At 74.1% G+C, this 15,051-nt stretch carries 16 protein-coding genes; 6 read left to right on the top strand and 10 right to left on the bottom strand.

The window, feature by feature from the left end; translation table 11 throughout:
* Positions 1–4 precede the first annotated feature (4 nt).
* Entirely contained in the window at positions 5–1,426 is a 1,422-nt protein-coding gene (locus HUT06_RS24520) for an aldehyde dehydrogenase family protein (RefSeq protein ID WP_176197876.1), read from the bottom strand.
* A gap of 103 nt (positions 1,427–1,529) precedes the next feature.
* Between HUT06_RS24520 and HUT06_RS24515 the strand changes: the two genes are divergently transcribed.
* Positions 1,530–2,243, top strand: a complete 714-nt coding sequence (locus tag HUT06_RS24515) for a hypothetical protein (protein WP_254715361.1) — start codon at positions 1,530–1,532, stop codon at positions 2,241–2,243.
* Positions 2,244–2,279: 36 nt separating this feature from the next.
* On the opposite strand, the gene HUT06_RS24510 is transcribed toward HUT06_RS24515, so the two are convergent.
* A complete protein-coding gene (locus tag HUT06_RS24510; RefSeq protein ID WP_176197875.1) occupies positions 2,280–3,101 on the bottom strand; it encodes an IclR family transcriptional regulator in 822 nt (273 codons plus the stop codon).
* Positions 3,102–3,267: 166 nt separating this feature from the next.
* Here HUT06_RS24510 and HUT06_RS24505 point away from each other — a divergent pair, with 166 nt between their 5' ends.
* Positions 3,268–3,714 (top strand): nuclear transport factor 2 family protein, encoded by a 447-nt coding sequence (locus tag HUT06_RS24505; RefSeq protein ID WP_176197874.1) that lies wholly within the window; start codon positions 3,268–3,270, stop codon positions 3,712–3,714.
* A gap of 66 nt (positions 3,715–3,780) precedes the next feature.
* Here the strand turns inward: HUT06_RS24505 and HUT06_RS24500 are convergent, their stop codons facing one another.
* The 7 genes from HUT06_RS24500 to HUT06_RS24470 all read right to left on the bottom strand — a co-directional run bounded on the left by HUT06_RS24500 (position 3,781) and on the right by HUT06_RS24470 (position 11,029).
* Positions 3,781–4,824: a nitrilase-related carbon-nitrogen hydrolase gene (locus HUT06_RS24500; RefSeq protein ID WP_176197873.1), complete on the bottom strand. Its 1,044-nt coding sequence runs from the start codon at positions 4,822–4,824 to the stop codon at positions 3,781–3,783.
* Positions 4,821–5,828: an ABC transporter ATP-binding protein gene (locus tag HUT06_RS24495; RefSeq protein ID WP_176197872.1), complete on the bottom strand. Its 1,008-nt coding sequence runs from the start codon at positions 5,826–5,828 to the stop codon at positions 4,821–4,823. Before HUT06_RS24495 ends, HUT06_RS24500 begins: the two co-directional genes overlap by 4 nt.
* Positions 5,825–6,859: an ABC transporter ATP-binding protein gene (locus HUT06_RS24490; RefSeq protein ID WP_176197871.1), complete on the bottom strand. Its 1,035-nt coding sequence runs from the start codon at positions 6,857–6,859 to the stop codon at positions 5,825–5,827. The genes HUT06_RS24495 and HUT06_RS24490 overlap by 4 nt, the downstream gene beginning before the upstream one ends.
* Positions 6,859–8,433 carry an ABC transporter substrate-binding protein gene (locus tag HUT06_RS24485; protein WP_176197870.1) on the bottom strand — a complete coding sequence of 525 codons (1,575 nt, stop codon included), beginning with the start codon at positions 8,431–8,433 and terminating at the stop codon, positions 6,859–6,861. Before HUT06_RS24485 ends, HUT06_RS24490 begins: the two co-directional genes overlap by 1 nt.
* Before the next feature lie 50 nt (positions 8,434–8,483).
* On the bottom strand, positions 8,484–9,380 hold the full coding sequence (locus HUT06_RS24480) for an ABC transporter permease (RefSeq protein ID WP_176197869.1): 897 nt from the start codon (positions 9,378–9,380) through the stop codon (positions 8,484–8,486).
* Positions 9,380–10,345 (bottom strand): ABC transporter permease, encoded by a 966-nt coding sequence (locus HUT06_RS24475; RefSeq protein ID WP_176197868.1) that lies wholly within the window; start codon positions 10,343–10,345, stop codon positions 9,380–9,382. Before HUT06_RS24475 ends, HUT06_RS24480 begins: the two co-directional genes overlap by 1 nt.
* Before the next feature lie 237 nt (positions 10,346–10,582).
* Positions 10,583–11,029 (bottom strand): DUF3598 domain-containing protein, encoded by a 447-nt coding sequence (locus HUT06_RS24470; protein ID WP_176197867.1) that lies wholly within the window; start codon positions 11,027–11,029, stop codon positions 10,583–10,585.
* 129 nt (positions 11,030–11,158) lie between these two features.
* Between HUT06_RS24470 and HUT06_RS24465 the strand changes: the two genes are divergently transcribed.
* Entirely contained in the window at positions 11,159–12,130 is a 972-nt protein-coding gene (locus tag HUT06_RS24465; RefSeq protein WP_176197866.1) for a hypothetical protein, read from the top strand.
* An 83-nt stretch (positions 12,131–12,213) separates the two neighbouring features.
* On the opposite strand, the gene HUT06_RS24460 is transcribed toward HUT06_RS24465, so the two are convergent.
* A complete protein-coding gene (locus HUT06_RS24460; protein WP_176197865.1) occupies positions 12,214–13,080 on the bottom strand; it encodes a hypothetical protein in 867 nt (288 codons plus the stop codon).
* An 86-nt stretch (positions 13,081–13,166) separates the two neighbouring features.
* Between HUT06_RS24460 and HUT06_RS24455 the strand changes: the two genes are divergently transcribed.
* The 3 genes from HUT06_RS24455 (at position 13,167) to HUT06_RS24445 (ending at position 15,027) form a co-directional block, all read left to right on the top strand.
* Positions 13,167–13,781, top strand: a complete 615-nt coding sequence (locus tag HUT06_RS24455) for a hypothetical protein (protein WP_176197864.1) — start codon at positions 13,167–13,169, stop codon at positions 13,779–13,781.
* Between the two features lie 80 nt (positions 13,782–13,861).
* Positions 13,862–14,206, top strand: a complete 345-nt coding sequence (locus tag HUT06_RS24450; protein ID WP_217711424.1) for a hypothetical protein — start codon at positions 13,862–13,864, stop codon at positions 14,204–14,206.
* 14 nt (positions 14,207–14,220) lie between these two features.
* Positions 14,221–15,027, top strand: coding sequence for an IclR family transcriptional regulator (locus HUT06_RS24445; RefSeq protein ID WP_176197862.1), 807 nt, complete (start codon positions 14,221–14,223; stop codon positions 15,025–15,027).
* Positions 15,028–15,051 lie beyond the last annotated feature (24 nt).

Genomic DNA, 15,051 nt, shown 5'->3' with positions numbered 1-15,051 from the left:
CACCTCAGCCGAACCACCAGGGCGCCCGGTCCTCGGGGGAGCGGATCAGAAAGGAGCGCTGCCGCTGGAACCGGCGGATCGACGCGGGGCCCATCCGCGAGCCGCCGAGCCCCGAGGACTTGAAGGCGTTCTTCTCCCCGTCCTGCACGAACCCGGTCAGCGACGCGTCGTTGACGCTGACGCCGCCCGCCTCCAGCCGCCCGCCGACCGCCAGGGCGGCCTCGGTGGTGGCCGCGAACACGGCGGCCGACAGCCCGTACGCGCTGTCGTTGGCCAGCCGGACCGCCTCGTCGGCGTCCGCGAACGGCATGACCGGCAGCACGGGCCCGAACGTCTCCTCCCGCATGACCTTCATGGTGTGGTCGACGCCGGTGAGCACCGTCGGCTCCAGGTAGGCGCCCCCGCCGAGCACGCGGATCTCCCCGCCGCAGCGGACGGACGCGCCGCGCGCCACCGCGTCCGCGAGGTGCTCGCGGATGATCCCCACCTGGTCGGCGGAGATGATCGGCCCGAGTTCGCCGTCGGTCACCTCCGGGTAGGCCAGGCCGACCTTGCGGGCCCGCGCCACCAGCAGGCCGACGAACTCCTCGAACACGGGCGCGGCCGCGTACACCCGCTCGATCGACATGCACGAGTGGCCGGTGTTGACCGTCCCGCCGTAGAGGATCGCCTGGGCGGCGCGGTCGAGGTCGGCGTCCGCGCAGACGATGGCCGGGTCCTTGCCGCCGAGCTCCAGGAACGCCGGGATGAACCGGGCCGCGGCGGCGGCGCCCACGGCGCGGCCGGTCCGCACGCTGCCGGTGAAGCAGACCAGGTCGACGTTGTCGACGACGGCCGCGCCGGTGGCGCCGTCGCCGTCGATGACGGTGAGGACGCCGTCCAGCGCGGGCACCGCGGCGGCGCACGCGCGCAGGACGGCGGCGAACCGCGGGGTGATCTCGCTCGGCTTGAGCAGCACCGCCGAGCCGGCGAGCAGCGCGGGGACGGCGTCGATCATCGCCAGCAGCAGCGGGAAGTTCCACGGGCTGATCGCGCCGACGAGCGGGTAGGGCAGCGGCTCCTGCCGGAGGCCGATGCCCGGCATCGAGGTCGGCACGGGGTCCGGGCCGGCGGCGTCGAGCAGCCCGGGGGCGCGCTCGCACCAGCGGTCCAGGGAGCCGAGGACGCTGTCGGTCTCCAGCCGCGACACCTGGAGGCGCCCGGTGTCGCGGACGAGCGCCGCCGTCATCGCCTCGTCCCGCTCGGCGATCGCGTCCCGCAGCGCACGCAGCGCCGCCGTCCGTCCGGCGGTGCCGAGCGCGAGCCAGCCGGGCTGCGCCGCGCGGGCCCGGCCCGCCGCCGCGGCCACCTCGGCGGCGTCGGCGCAGCCGAGCGCCTCGTCGGTGCGCCCGGTGCGCGGGTCCCGCACGCCGATCTGTCGAGCCATCCCAACCTCCCGGAATATGTTCCGACGACTGTAACGCCGTTCCATCGAAACCGGAATGATGGTACGAATAATAGTCTGACGTTTCCCCCGGGACGGAGGCCCCGTGATCGGCACTCATGGATGGACGCTGCACAGCTGGGCGATCCTGCTCCACATCGTCCTGTTCGCCTACTGGCTCGGCGGCGACCTCGGCGTGTTCTACTCCAGCCGGTTCATCCTGAAGCCCGAGCTGTCCACCGAGGCGCGCGGCGTCGCGGTGAAGATCATGCACGTGGTCGACATGTCCCCGCGGATCTGCCTGGTGCTGTTCCTGCCGAGCGGCATCACGCTGATGGCCGCCGACGAGCTGGGCCGCGACATCTTCGGCGGCTGGCGGCTCGCCGTCGTCTGGGCCCTCGCGCTGGTCTGGCTGTGGCTGGTCATCGCCGACTACCGGCGCCGCCCCGGCCGGTTCGGCGACCTGGTGCACCGCACCGACCTGATCGTGCGCGGCGGGCTGATCGCCGGGCTGCTCGGCGCGGCCGCGTACACCTTTCTCGCCGACGAGCCGTTCGGCGTGACGTCCAACCCGAAGTGGCTGGCCGGGAAGGTCGCGGCCTACGCGCTGTGCATCGCCGCCGGGCTGATGATCCGGGTGAGGCTGAAGCCGTTCGGGGCCGCGTGGGGGACGCTGCTCGCCAAGGGCAGCGACCCGGCCGTGGAGCGCGACATCCGCGGCGCGGTCCAGGGCAGCATCCCGTACGTGCTCGCGATCTGGACGCTGGTCGTGGTGGCCGCCCTGCTCGGCGTGGTCAAGCCCGGATCGACGGCGTACTGAATGCGGCGCGACTCCCGGGGGCCCGGACGGGCGGGGTCAGGCGGGCCGGTGGCCGAAGCGCTCGGACAGCCGGCGCACCGTCTGCAGCAGGGCCGAGGCGCAGAACTCGGTCTCCTCGCGGAACCGGTCGATCGGGCCGCTGACGCTCATCACGGCGATCGGCCGGTCGTTCTGGTCGAGGATCGGCGCGGCGACGGACGCGGCGCCCGCCTGCCGCTCGGCGATCGAGGCGGCGTAGCCGCGGGCGCGGATCTCCTCGATCTCGCGGCGCAGCCGCGGCGGGCTGGCGGGGGTGTCCGGGGTGAGCTGCTCCAGCGCGGGCTGCGCGAGGTAGTGATCGATCTCCTCGTCGGACAGGTAGGCCAGGAACGCCTTCGAGGACGCCCCGGCGTGCAGCGGGTAGGGCACGCCGAGCGTCACCGACATGATCAGCTCGCGGCGCGGGGTCACCTGGTCGATGTAGGAGCGCGTCCAGCCGGAGCGGACCGACAGCGTCGCGGTCTCCAGCGTGCGCTCCGACAGCGCGGTCAGCTCGGGGCGGGCGACGGTCCGCACGTCGATCCGCTCCAGGTAGGCCATGCCGAGCTTCATCGCGCCGATCCCGAGGGAGTAGCGCCGGGTCGCCTCGTCCAGCTCGATCAGCCCGTGCCCGCGCAGCGAGGTGAGGATGCGGTGCACCGCCGCCTTGGACAGCCCGAGCGCGGTGGCCACCTCGGTGACGCCGAGGGTCGCCGCCCGCTGCTCCGCGAAGTACATCAGGACGTCGGCCGCGCGCTCGACCGTGGCGATGGTCTGGCCCGTCCCCGCGCGCTCCTCGGCGCGGGGGGAGAGCTCGCTCGGCTGCGCGGTGCTGGTCATGGAGGCGGTTCCTTCCGGGCATGGCTGACGGACACAAGCGTGCACGCGGTTTCGACCAGTGTAATGCCGTTCCACTAGGTGGCGGCGCCGGTGACCCGCGAGGAACCCCGATTCCACATTATGAGATGAGACACGTCCCCGACACCGGAACAGGAAGGAATCAGCGATGAAGTCCCCGCTCGAAGCGACCGAGGCCATGCTCCAGGCGGTCATCGACCGCGACCTCGACGCCGTCCTCGACGCCTTCTCCGGCGCGCCCGACGCCTACGTCTTCCCCGAGGGCCCGCGCTGGACGACGCGCGGCGGCGACCGGATCGAGCAGGGCTGGCGCGCCTACTTCGAGGCCCCCGTCGGCATCGACGGCTACGCGTGGGCCGAGGGCCCGCACGTGTTCGAGTCCGCGACGCTCGGCCAGGTCACCGGCGTCGTCGACTACGACGTGCACGGGGACGGCCGCGCGGGCCGGCTCCGGATGCGGATGACCTGGCTGCTGCGCGCCGAGGGCGGGCGCTGGCGCATCGTCCACGAGCACGGGTCGCAGCCGCTCGCCGACCCCTACGGCGCGGGCGACTGGTGGCCCGCCGGCGCCCGCCCCCTCGGCGCGGACGCCTGACCGGCGGCCCGCGCCGCCCGCCCGCACGGGGCGGCGGGCGGCGCGGGCGCCGTTCACCGCCGGCCGTCACCGCCAGCGGGAGCGGCCGTTCAGGTAGCGCCCCGCGTCCTCCAGCCCGGTCGGCTGGTACCCGGTGTAGAGGTTCGGCTCGAACCGGCTCCGGTACCCGTCGAAGACCGGGCGGTACAGGTCCCAGTGGATGTCGGGCTGGCGGTGCGCGGCCCGGAACGAGGCGATCGGGATCGGCGCGGTGATCAGCTTCTCGAACTTGCTGTCGGCGGCGGCGAGCACCCGCCCGTCCGGGCCGTAGACGGCCGAGCCGCCCGCCCCCGTGTCCTCGAAGTAGTTCGACTCCCGGGCCAGCACCGAGTTGTTGACGATCGCGCAGTACACCCGGTTGTGCAGCGCCGACGCGCGGACGTCCACCTCCGAGAAGCTGCCGCTGGCGGTGCGCAGGAAGACCTCCGCGCCCTTGATCGCCAGCGCCCGGAACAGCTCCGGCTCCAGCTGCGTGGACGACAGCGAGATGTTGCCGAGCCCCGTCCGCGCGACCGGCAGCACCGCGTCCGGGCCGTACATCTCGACGTACCGGTCCAGCACGTCGTAGGTCGTCGTGGTGAACAGCTCCAGCCCGCCGAACACGCCCTTGACGTTGCGCGCCTTCCAGTGCTTGGCGAGGATCGCGCCGTCCGGGCCGATCAGCGTGGTGACGCTGAGCACGTGCCCCGGCCAGTCGGGGTCGCGGACGTAGGCGCCGAACGCGATGTGGCAGCCGTGCTCGCGCGCCTTCGCCGCGATCCGCTCGGTCTCCGGGCCGGGGATCTCGATGCAGCGCCGCTCGGTCTCCGACTTCGTCCACCGGTCCCAGCCGCTGATCGGGAACTCGTGGAAGAACAGCAGGTCGGGCGCCGGCCCGAAGCCGGTGTGGAAGGCGTTGTCGATCAGGTGCAGCATGTGCGCGAGGTTCGCCTCCTGCGCGGCCGCGTCGGCGGCCGGGTGCACCCGCGACTGGACGACCCCGAGCGTCCAGGCGTCCTTGGCCAGCTCGGCGGTCGCGTACCCGCCGTCGGTCCGCTGGGTGATCGCCGCGTCGCTCGCGGGCTCGGTCATGGGCTCTCCTCATCGGTCGGTGGTGCGGCGTCGGTGGGCGCCGCTGCGGGGGACAGGTCGGCGAGCCGGAGGCAGGCCGCCTGCCGCCCGTCGCCGGTGTCGGCCAGGGCGGGCTCGGTGCTGCGGCAGCCGCTCTCGGCGAACGGGCAGCGCGTGTGGAAGCGGCAGCCGGACGGGATGTCGACGGCCGACGGGACGTCGCCCGCAAGCGGCGGCGGAGCAGTCCTCGCGCCGGGCTCGCCGAGGTCCGGCACGGCGGCCAGCAGCGACCGCGTGTACGGGTGCCGGGGGTCGCCGAAGACGCGCTCGGCGTCGCCGTACTCCACCAGCCGCCCGAGGTACATCACGGCGACCCGGTCGGCCATGTGCCGCGCGATCTCGATCTCGTGGGTGATCAGGACGTAGCTCAGCCTCAGCCGCCGCTGCAGGTCGAGCAGCAGGTTGACCAGCAGCGCCTTCACGCTGACGTCCAGGCTGGCGGTCGGCTCGTCCAGCACCAGCGCCGCCGGCTCGACCGCGAGCGCCCGCGCGACCGTGATCCGCTGCAGCTCCCCGCCGCTGACCCCGCCCGGCCGGCGGTCCAGGTAGGCGGGGGACAGCCCGACCAGCCCCAGCAGCTCCTCGGCCCGCGCGGCGCGGGCGGCCCGGTCCGGAGCGAGGCCGTGGACGGCGAGCGGCTGCTCCAGCGCGTGCCGGATGCTCTTGCGGCGGTTGAGCGCGGACCAGGGGTTCTGCGACACGAGCTGGACGGCGCGCGCGTCCGCCCGGCCCGCGCCGTCCGCGCCCTCGACGAGGACGCGGCCCGCGGTCGGGCGGACCAGCCGGACGAGCATCCGCGCGATCGTCGACTTGCCGCAGCCGGACTCGCCGACGATCGCGAGGGTCCGCCCCGCGGGCACCTCGAACGACACGTCGTCCACGGCGTGCACGACGGCGCCCTTCGCGCGGCGCCCCCGCCGGACCGGGTAGTGCTTGGTGAGGTTCTGCGCGGTGACGGCGTTCATCCGGCCTCCTCCGCCCGGTGGCAGCTGACGGTCGACGCGCCGAGGACCCGCGCGGCCGGACGCTCCGCGCGGCACACGTCGGCGGCGAGCTCGCAGCGCGGCGCGAACGGGCAGCCGGGCAGCAGGTTCGCGCCGGCGGCGGTGCCGGGGATCGTGCGCAGCGGCTCGCCCCGCGCCCGGCCGCCCGGCCGCGCGCCGATCAGGGCGCGGGTGTAGGGGTGCCGGGGCGCGGCGAACAGCTCCCGCACGGGCGCCGTCTCGACCAGCCGCCCCGCGTACATCACCCCGACCCGGTCGCTGACCTGCGCGACCACCCCGAGGTCGTGGGTCACGAAGACCATCGCGAGGCCGACGCGGTCGCGCAGCTCCAGCAGCAGCCGGAGCACCTGCGCCTGGACGGTCGCGTCGAGCGTCGTGGTCGGCTCGTCGGCCAGCAGCAGCTCGGGGCGGCGGCCGAGCGCGGCGACCGCGATCAGCATCCGCTGGAGCTGGCCGCCGGAGAACTCGAACGGGTGGCCGTCGAGCCGGTCCAGCACGGCGGCGAGGCCCACCTCGCGCAGCAGCCCGGCGAGCCGGTCGCCGCCGCCCCGGCCCGTCTCGGCGGGCAGGTGCCAGCGCAGCTGGCGGCCGATCGGCGTGGTCGGCGACAGCGACGTCATCGGCCGCTGCGGGATCAGCCCGATGCGGTCGCCGCGCAGCCGCCGCATCCGCTCCTCCCGCAGCGCGAGCAGGTCGGTGCCGCCGAAGCGGACGTGCCCGGCGGACACCGCCGCGTTGCCGGGCAGCATCCGCATGAGGGCGGTCAGCACGGTGCTCTTGCCCGACCCCGACTCGCCGACCAGGCCGAGGACCTCGCCCGGCGCGAGGTCGAACGAGACGTCCCGGACGGCCGGAGTCTCGCCCGACCGGGTCCGGAACGAGACCGACAGGCCCGCGACCGACAGCAGCGGGGCGCCGTCCGGGACGTCCCCCACCGGGGTATCGGGCGCGGTGCCGGGCGCGGTGCCGGGCGGCCGCGGTGCGCGGCGCATCAGGCCGCTCGCACCGGGGCCACGTCGATCCGGCTGACGCTCATCCGGGTCTCGTCCAGGGCGCTGATCTCGGCGCGCTGCGCGACGATGAGCTTCGGGTGGACCGGCGGGAGCGCGATCGCGTCCGCGGCGACGAGCCCGTTGATCTCCTTGCAGATCGCGGCGCGCTCGGCCGCGTCGGTGGTCGCCCAGGCCCTGCCGAGCAGCGCGTCCACCTTGGGGTTCTTGTAGCCGAAGTTCAGCGGGTTCTTGGAGCTGAGCGCGCCCAGCAGGGTGAAGGCGGTCTTGCCGCCGCCGAAGCCGCCGTCGAACCCGGTCATGGCCATCTGGTATTCGCCGGACGCCCACTTCTTCACCCAGGGGCTGATGTCGAGCGTCTCCAGGGTGCAGTTGATGCCCGCCTTCTTCCAGCCCTGCGCGAGCACCTGCCCGACGTTCTTCAGCACCGGGTCGCTGGTGACCATCAGGGTGAAGTCGAGCCCGGACAGCCCGGCCTCGGCGAGCAGCGCCTTCGCCTTGGCGATGTCGGGCCCCTCCCCGTACAGCCGCAGCGACGGGTCGTGGCCCTCGGCGGCGGGCCCGATGGGGCCCTGCGCGATGTCGGCGGAGCCGCCGTAGACGATGTCGCGGACGCCCTTGCGGTCCATCGCGTAGGCGAGCGCCTTCCTGACCCGCACGTCGTCGAACGGCTTCTTGTTCGCCACGAAGTAGGTGACGAGGTCCTTCGGCGCGGCGACCTCGTGCACGCGGACGTCGGTCGACTTCTCCAGCAGCCCGACGCTCTCCGGCGGGACGTCCGTCATGATCTGGATCTTGTCCTCGCGGAGGTTGACCATCCGGGTCGCGGGGTCGGGCACGGCCTGGAAGGTGATGCCGGTGAGGGCGGGCTTGGTCCCGTGGTAGCCGGCGAAGCGCTTCAGCGTGACCTGCTGCCCCTGCTTGACGTCGCCGATCGAGAACGGGCCGGTGCCCATGGTGGTGCCGGTCTTGGCGACGAAGTCGCGGTGCACGATCGGCAGGTTGGTCAGGTGCGAGCGCAGCACCCCGAACGGGGCGGTCAGCTTGATCGTGACGGTGCGGTCGCCGGTCGCGGTGACCTTCGCGACGTGGCCGACGAAGTAGGTCGTCCAGTCGCTGGTGCTCTTCGGGTCGGTGACGAAGCGGAAGGTGGCGGCGACGTCCTCGGCGGTGAGCGGGTCGCCGTTGTGGAACGTGACGCCCGGCTTGAGGTTGATCGTCCAGGTCAGCCCGTCGGCGGAGATCTCCGGCTCGCCGTCGGCCAGCAGCGGCACGGACGCCAGCGACGCGTCGTAGGTGTAGAGCGACTCCACGACCGACTCGGTGATCCAGTGCACCCGGCTGGAGGTGGTGCTGAGCGGGTTGAGGTAGTCGGAGATGGAGGCGACCCCGAAGGCGAGCGTGCCGGTGCGGCCCGCGGCGCCGCCGTCGGTGCCGCCCTCCCCGCCGCAGGCGCCGAGGGCCGCGGCGCCCGCGGTCAGCACGCCGGTGGCGACGAGGAAGCGGCGCCGGCTCAGGACCGGGCCGTGCGGGGCGTTCGGGTTGGTGTCGGACATGACGTGCTCCTCAGGGGAAGGGGGTGGGTGTCCGGCGGGGGGCGGGGGTCTCAGCCGTGGCCGCCGGCGTCGAGCGCGTCGCCGATGCCGTCGCCGACGAGGTTGAAGCCGACCGTGGCGACGAGGATGACCAGGCCGGGGATGATCGAGTACCACCAGGCGCCGAGCAGCAGGTAGCCGGTCGCGTCGCCGAGGATGTTGCCGAGGCTCGGCCGGGGCGCCTGGACGCCGAGGCCGAGGAAGCTGAGCGCGCTCTCGGCGAAGATCGCGACGCCGAGCCAGAGGAACGCCTGCACCAGCACCGGCGGCAGCACGTTCACCAGCAGCTCGCCGCCGATGATCCGCCGCCGCGGCACCCCGAGGACGCGCAGCGCGTCGACGTAGTCCTCCTGCGCCTCCACGAGCGTCGCCGACCGGGTGACGCGCGCGAAGTAGGGGATGAACCCGACACCGAGCAGCAGCACGACCTTGGCGGTGCCCGGCACCGTGAGCGGCCCGAGGTGCGAGTCGCCGGCGCCGGTGACGCCGATGACGAACAGCGCGAAGACGAACAGCGGCAGCGCCTGCAGCGCCTCCAGCACCCGCATGATCACCTCGTCCGGCCAGCGGCCGCCGAAGTAGCCGGCGACCAGCCCGGCGGGCACCGCGACGAGCAGGCCGAACGCGACGCCCGCGAGCGCGACCAGCAGCGACACCTGGGCGCCCGCCGCCGTCCGCGCGAACAGGTCGCGCTGCAGGTGGTCGGTGCCGAACAGGTGGTGCGGGCCCGGGGCGGCCAACTGCTCGCCGGTCCGCGCGTCCGGGTCCCCGGCGAGCAGCGGCCCGAGCAGCGCCAGCGCCAGGAACAGCCCGAGCAGGACGGCCCCGGTCCAGGTCAGGGCCGACATGCGCGGCAGGGTGAGGCGGCGCGCGGGCGGCGGTGCGGCCGCGGCGTCGATCGCGTCCATCAGTCCGTCCCGTTCAGGAACCCCGCGCGGATGCGCGGGTCGAGCGCGAAGTAGAGGAAGTCGACGGCGAGGTTGGCGACCAGGAACACCACCGCGGTGACCAGCGTGCAGCCGATCGCCAGGGGGTAGTCGTGCTGGCGGAACGCGCCGACGATGGTCTGGCCGATCCCGGGGACGTTGAAGACGTTCTCCACCAGGACGGTTCCGCTGATGAACAGCCCGACCATCAGCCCGATCACGGTCGCGGTCGGGATGAGCGCGTTGCGCAGCGCGATGCGGCGCAGGATGCCGCGCTCGGGCATGCCCATCGCGCGGGCGAAGGCGACGTAGTCGGTGCGGTGCGTCTCGATCAGCGAGCCGCGCAGCGTGCGGGCGATGACGGCGCTGGAGCCGAGGCCGAGGGCGAACGCGGGGAGCACGACGCCGCGCAGGTTGCCCGCCGGGTCGGCGCCGAACGCGACCCACCCGCTGGACGGCAGCACCCCCTTGATGTACAGCCCGAACACGACGACCAGCACGAGGCCCAGCCAGAAGCTCGGGATCGACAGCGCGACGACGCTGAGCACGCGGACGGCGCCGTCGACGAGGGAGTCGCGCCGCCGGGCGGCCAGCACCCCGGCGGCCAGCCCGACCGCGACCCAGAACACCAGGGCCAGCAGCCCGAGTTCGAGGGTCACCGGGAGCCGGTCGCCGATGATCTCGGTGACCGGGCGGTCGCTGAACAGCGAGGTGCCGAGGTCGCCGCGCAGCAGGTTGCCGGCGAACGTGGCGTACTGCGTCCAGATCGGCTGGTCGAGCCCGAACCGGTGCTCGACGGCGGCGCGCTTCTCGGGGGTGGGGTTCATGCCGAGGTAGGCGTCGGCGGGGGAGCCGGGCGCGGCCCGCAGCATGAAGAAGACGAGGGTGAGGACGACGAACAGGACCAGTGCGAGACCGGCGACCCGTCGTCCGAGGTACCGCAGCATCCACAGTCCTCCGATGGGGGTGGGGGAGAAGCCGCGAGCGGGAGCCGGAATGGAACGGCGTTCTTATGGCCGGAATACTAGGACGAGCGCGGGTGATCGAAAAGGGGTTTCGCCGAGAAATCTGGAACGCTGTTTCGTCACGCGCCGGCCGGAACCGCGAAGGCCCGGCGGCCGGAGCGCGGGGCCTCCGGCCGCCGGGCCCCGGCGGTGGGTCCCGCCGGCGGCGGGACGGGCGGGTCAGGCGACCTTGGACTCGCTGATGATCGTCCGCTTGACCAGGCGGTCGCCGTCCATCCAGTGCCAGGTGCGGCACTTGTGCAGCCCGTCGCGGGAGAGCTGGATGAGCTCGTAGAGGTAGTTGTCCGGGTCGGACTTGTACGACCAGGTGAGCACGATGGACTGGGCGTCCACCTGGCTCATCTCGCCGATGATCCGGTCGTTGTCGAAGTGGCAGACGTCGCCCCGCATGCGCCCGCCGAACTCCAGCGCCTCCACCCGCCCGTCCGGCCAGGTGTAGGTGTTGATCTGGCGGATGTCGTACGAGCCGTCCTCGGGGACCCAGCACTTCAGGTGCGAGGCGTGCCGGTCGAGGATCGTCCCGCCGGCGTCGAGGTGGATGTACTCACCCCGCCACTCGCCGAGGTGCTGGCGGTTGATGGGCATGCCCGGGACTCCGGCGCGCATGGGCTCCTCCTGGTCGGACGCGGGGGCGGGGGGCGGCGGGCGTTGACAGCCCGCTCGCCGCGAGCCTAGCGTCAACACCCAGGAAATTGGAACAGCATTCCACACATAGGAACGCAAAGGGGATCTTGGATGAGCGAGCACGGCCCGGCCCTGGTCGAGGGCATCACCGGGGCGGTCATCGGCGTGTCCGAATTCGACCCGCACCTGGAGTTCTTCGGCGGCCGCCTCGGCTACGAGGTCGCCGCGCGCGGCACCGTCGCCGCGGCGGCCGCGGACGCGCTGTGGGGCACCGGGCCCGCGGACGTCGAGGCCGTGGCGCTCGCCGCGGCGGGCGCCGGCACCGGCCGGATCCACCTGGTCCGGGTGCCCGAGCCGCTCGCGCCCGCCGCGCGGCCGCACAACCTCGACGACGGCCTGATCGGCATCGACATGTACGCCGCCGACATCGAGGCCGCGCACGCCCGGTTCGCCGCGGACGGCATCGCCTGGTCGACGCCGCCCGCCACCTACGGGGTCGCCGTCGGGGACCGGGAGGTCCAGGTCACCCAGGGCGTGTGCCCCGCCCCCGACGGCACCGCGGTCGTGTTCGTCCAGCCCGCCGCGATCCGGGGGACGGCCGCCTGGGAGGCCGACCCCGACCGCCCCTACACCGAGCTGACCTCGGTGGTGTGCCATGTGCCCGACGCCGGCGCGGAGGTCGCGTTCTGGGGGCCGGAGGGCCTCGGCATGTCCGTCTGGTACGACGTGGTCTTCTCCTCGCCGGGCTTCGACACGGTGGCGGGCCTGCCGTCGGGCACGCGCATGCGGCTGGCGTTCCTCGCCGGCGAGCGGACGGCGCGCATCGAGGTCACCTCCGCGGAGGGGGAGCACGGCGTCGACCGGCGCCCGCTTCAGCGCCCCGGCCGCTCGCTCGGGCACAGCGGCTGGACGGTCCGCACGCGCGACCTCGCCGCCGCGCTGGCGAGCGTCCGCCGGACGGGCGGCGCGGTGGTGTCCGGCGAGCCCGTGGAGACCGACGACCCGCTGCACGGCAAGGCCGCCGCGGCGTCGGTCACCACGCCGAACGGCGTCTGCGTGACGCTGTACGAGCCCCGCGCCTGAGGGCCCCGCGCCTGAGGGCCCCGCGCCTGAGGAGGGCGCGGGGCTCCGCGCGGGACCGCCCGCGGCGGTCCGGGGCACTCCGGTCAGGCCGTCCAGAGTTCGAGGTGGACGCCGTCGGGGGAGGTGGCGGCGAAGGCGCGGCCGCCGCGCAGCGCGCTGTCCACGATGGCGCCCGTGCGCGCGCCGGCCTCGGTGAGCAGCGCGCGGGCGGCGTCCAGGTCGGCGACCGGGAAGACGCCCGCGCGCATGCCGGAGGTGAACGCCTCGTCGCCCTCGGGCAGCTCCAGGTCCGGGAAGCTGATCAGTTCCAGCCGGGCGCCGTGCCCGTCCCAGAACAGGTCGAGGACGATCTCGGCGTCCGGCCGGTCGATGCCGATGAGCGCGGCGACGGCGGGGTTCACCAGCCGCTGCGAGTAGAGCGACTTCAGGCCGAGGCCCGTCCAGAACCCGGCGTCGCACCCGTGGGCGAGGTGGACGGCGGCCTGCAGCTCGGAGTGCCGCCGCGCCTCGTCGGCGTCCAGCAGGCTCGCCCGGCGGGAACTGCCCTCGACGAGGACGACCCGGATCCCGCCGGGGCCGACGAGGCCGCATTCGGCGAAGGGCCGCCCGCCGAGTTCCCACCGCGCGATGGGGGACGGGACGCCCCCGGCCGCGGTGAGTTCAGCGACGCTGGCCTCGATGTCGCGCGTGTAGACGTCGACGGCGTAGCCGCCGGACGCGATCCCGGTGCCGCCCTCGGGGGCGTCGACGAGCACGAGGCCGCCGGTGTCGGCGCCCTCCGGGAGGTAGAGCACCTCCTCGGCGGGGCCGGGCAGCCAGTACAGGGCCGCGGCGGCGTCCCGGTCGAGGACGCCGCGGCGCCGCTCCCGGAAGCCGAGGGCGGACAGGAACCCCGCGGCGGCGGGGAGGTCGTGGCAGCCGAGCACGGCGTACCGGGGGCTGCTGAGCATGGTGGCTCCCTGGGGTCGCGACTGTGATGCGGCGCATGCTATCTGAAACACTGTTCCGAGAATAGAAACAGTGATGGGAGAGGTTCATGCCCCTGCACCTCACCGACGTGGACCCGGCGCGCCCCGGCCTCCCCTGGAAGGCGTTCACGATCCCCGGGTCGAACGAGCCCGTGCGGCTGCTCCGGCTGGAGGTCGACGCGGACGGGTCGTCCACCTCGCTCGTCCGCTTCCCGCCCGGCTGGCGCCGGCCGGGGCCGGGGCGCTACGCCTGCGGCGAGGAGTTCGTCGTCCTGGGCGGCGCGCTCACCGTCTCCGGCGTGGCCTACGGGCCGGGCGACCGCGGCTGGATCGCGCCCGGCGCCACCCGCCGCGCGTCCGTGAGCAGCGGAGGAGCGCTGGCGCTGGCCTGGTTCTCCGGCGTTCCGGCCTGGACCGAGGGCGAGGGCGCGCCGGCCGACCCGTCCGGCGGCCGGGTGCCGCTGCTGTCGGTGCCCGTCCCCGAGGCGGGGCTGGTACTGCGCACGGGAGGGGACCGGGAGGCGCGGCTGTACGAGCGGGCGCCCGCGCGCTTCGGCCCGGCCGTGCGCGTGCTGTGGCCGGCGGGCGCGGACGGCCCGCGCTGGACGGCGTTCGGGCCCGGCGAACCGCTCCCGGCCGGACGCCGCGGACGGATCTTCGTCCGGCCCGCCTGTTCCATTTAGCGGAAAGCTGTTGCAAGATGTCCCGCAACAGTCGAACTAGGTGACGATGTTACGCACAGCGGAACATGAGGAGGCATCGCATGATCTACCTCGTCTACCGGATGAAGCTCAGCGAGCGGTCCCGGCGCAACCAGAAGGAGTTCTGGGCGTGGCTGGAGGACCGCGAGCGCTGGTTCTACCGCGACCTCCCCATGGTCAAGGAGGTCCGCTGGTACTACAGCGTGATCGGCGACGTCTACACGTTGGAGAACTGGGCCGCGTTCGAGGACGAGGCCGCGTGGGGCGCCTATCGCGCCGCGCTCGGCGGGCTGAAGGCCGACGCCGAATGGGAGGGCGAGCGCGTCACCCAGGACGACTGGTGGGAGTTCCTGGACACGCGGATCGTCACCGATCCGCCGGTGCCCGTCGGGCTGCGCCGCGGCTGAGCGGGACGGCGCTGATGCCCCAGGAGACCGGTGCCCGCGCCCGCGCCGCCGAGCGGGCCGGGCAGTCGGCCTCGACGGTGGAGCGGGCGGCGGACGTGCTGGTGCTGTTCGCCGAGGCGGGCGCCCGGACGCTCGGCGTCACCGAGATCGCCGAGGCGCTCGGGCTGTCCAAGCCCGCCGTCCACCGGATCCTCACCTCGCTGCGCAGCCGCCGGCTGGTGCGGGTGGACGAGCAGACCCGCCGGTACGCGCTCGGGCTGACCGCGATGCGGCTCGGCCTGGCCTACCTCGACCACATCGACGTGCGCCGGCTGGCGGCCCCGGAACTGGTCGGGCTGTCGCGGGCCACCCGGGAGACGGCGACGCTGTCGACCCGGGCGGGCGCCGAGCGGGTGTACGTCGACCAGGTGACCCCCGACCGGGAGGTGATCATGTCGGTGTCGCTCGGGGTCCCGTTCCCGCTGCACGCGGGCGCCTCGTCGAAGGCCTTCCTGGCCTTCCTGCCCGCGGCGCACATCGAGGAGTACCTCGCCGGCGACCATCTCAGCCGGCTCACCGACCGCACGGTCGTCGAGCCGGACGCGCTGCGCCGGGAACTGGCGGAGATCCGGCGGCGCGGCCACGCCCGCTCGTTCGCCGAGCGCCAGTCGGGCGCGGCCTCCGTCGCCGCGCCCGTCTTCGACCACCACGGCCTCCCGGCCGCGGTGGTGAGCGTGTGCGGGCCCGTGGAGCGGTTCCGCGGCGAGGCGGACGCCTGCGCCGGGGCGCTGCTCGCGGCGACGGGACGACTTTCCGCTCTGATGGGCCACGTTCCCGATTAGCCGCGGCGCCGCACGGCACGCCGT

The organism is Actinomadura sp. NAK00032, from assembly GCF_013364275.1.
Taxonomy (GTDB): Bacteria; Actinomycetota; Actinomycetes; order Streptosporangiales; family Streptosporangiaceae; genus Spirillospora.
Note: the sequence above shows the minus strand (reverse complement) of the source record. Positions and strands in the feature narration are given on the sequence as shown.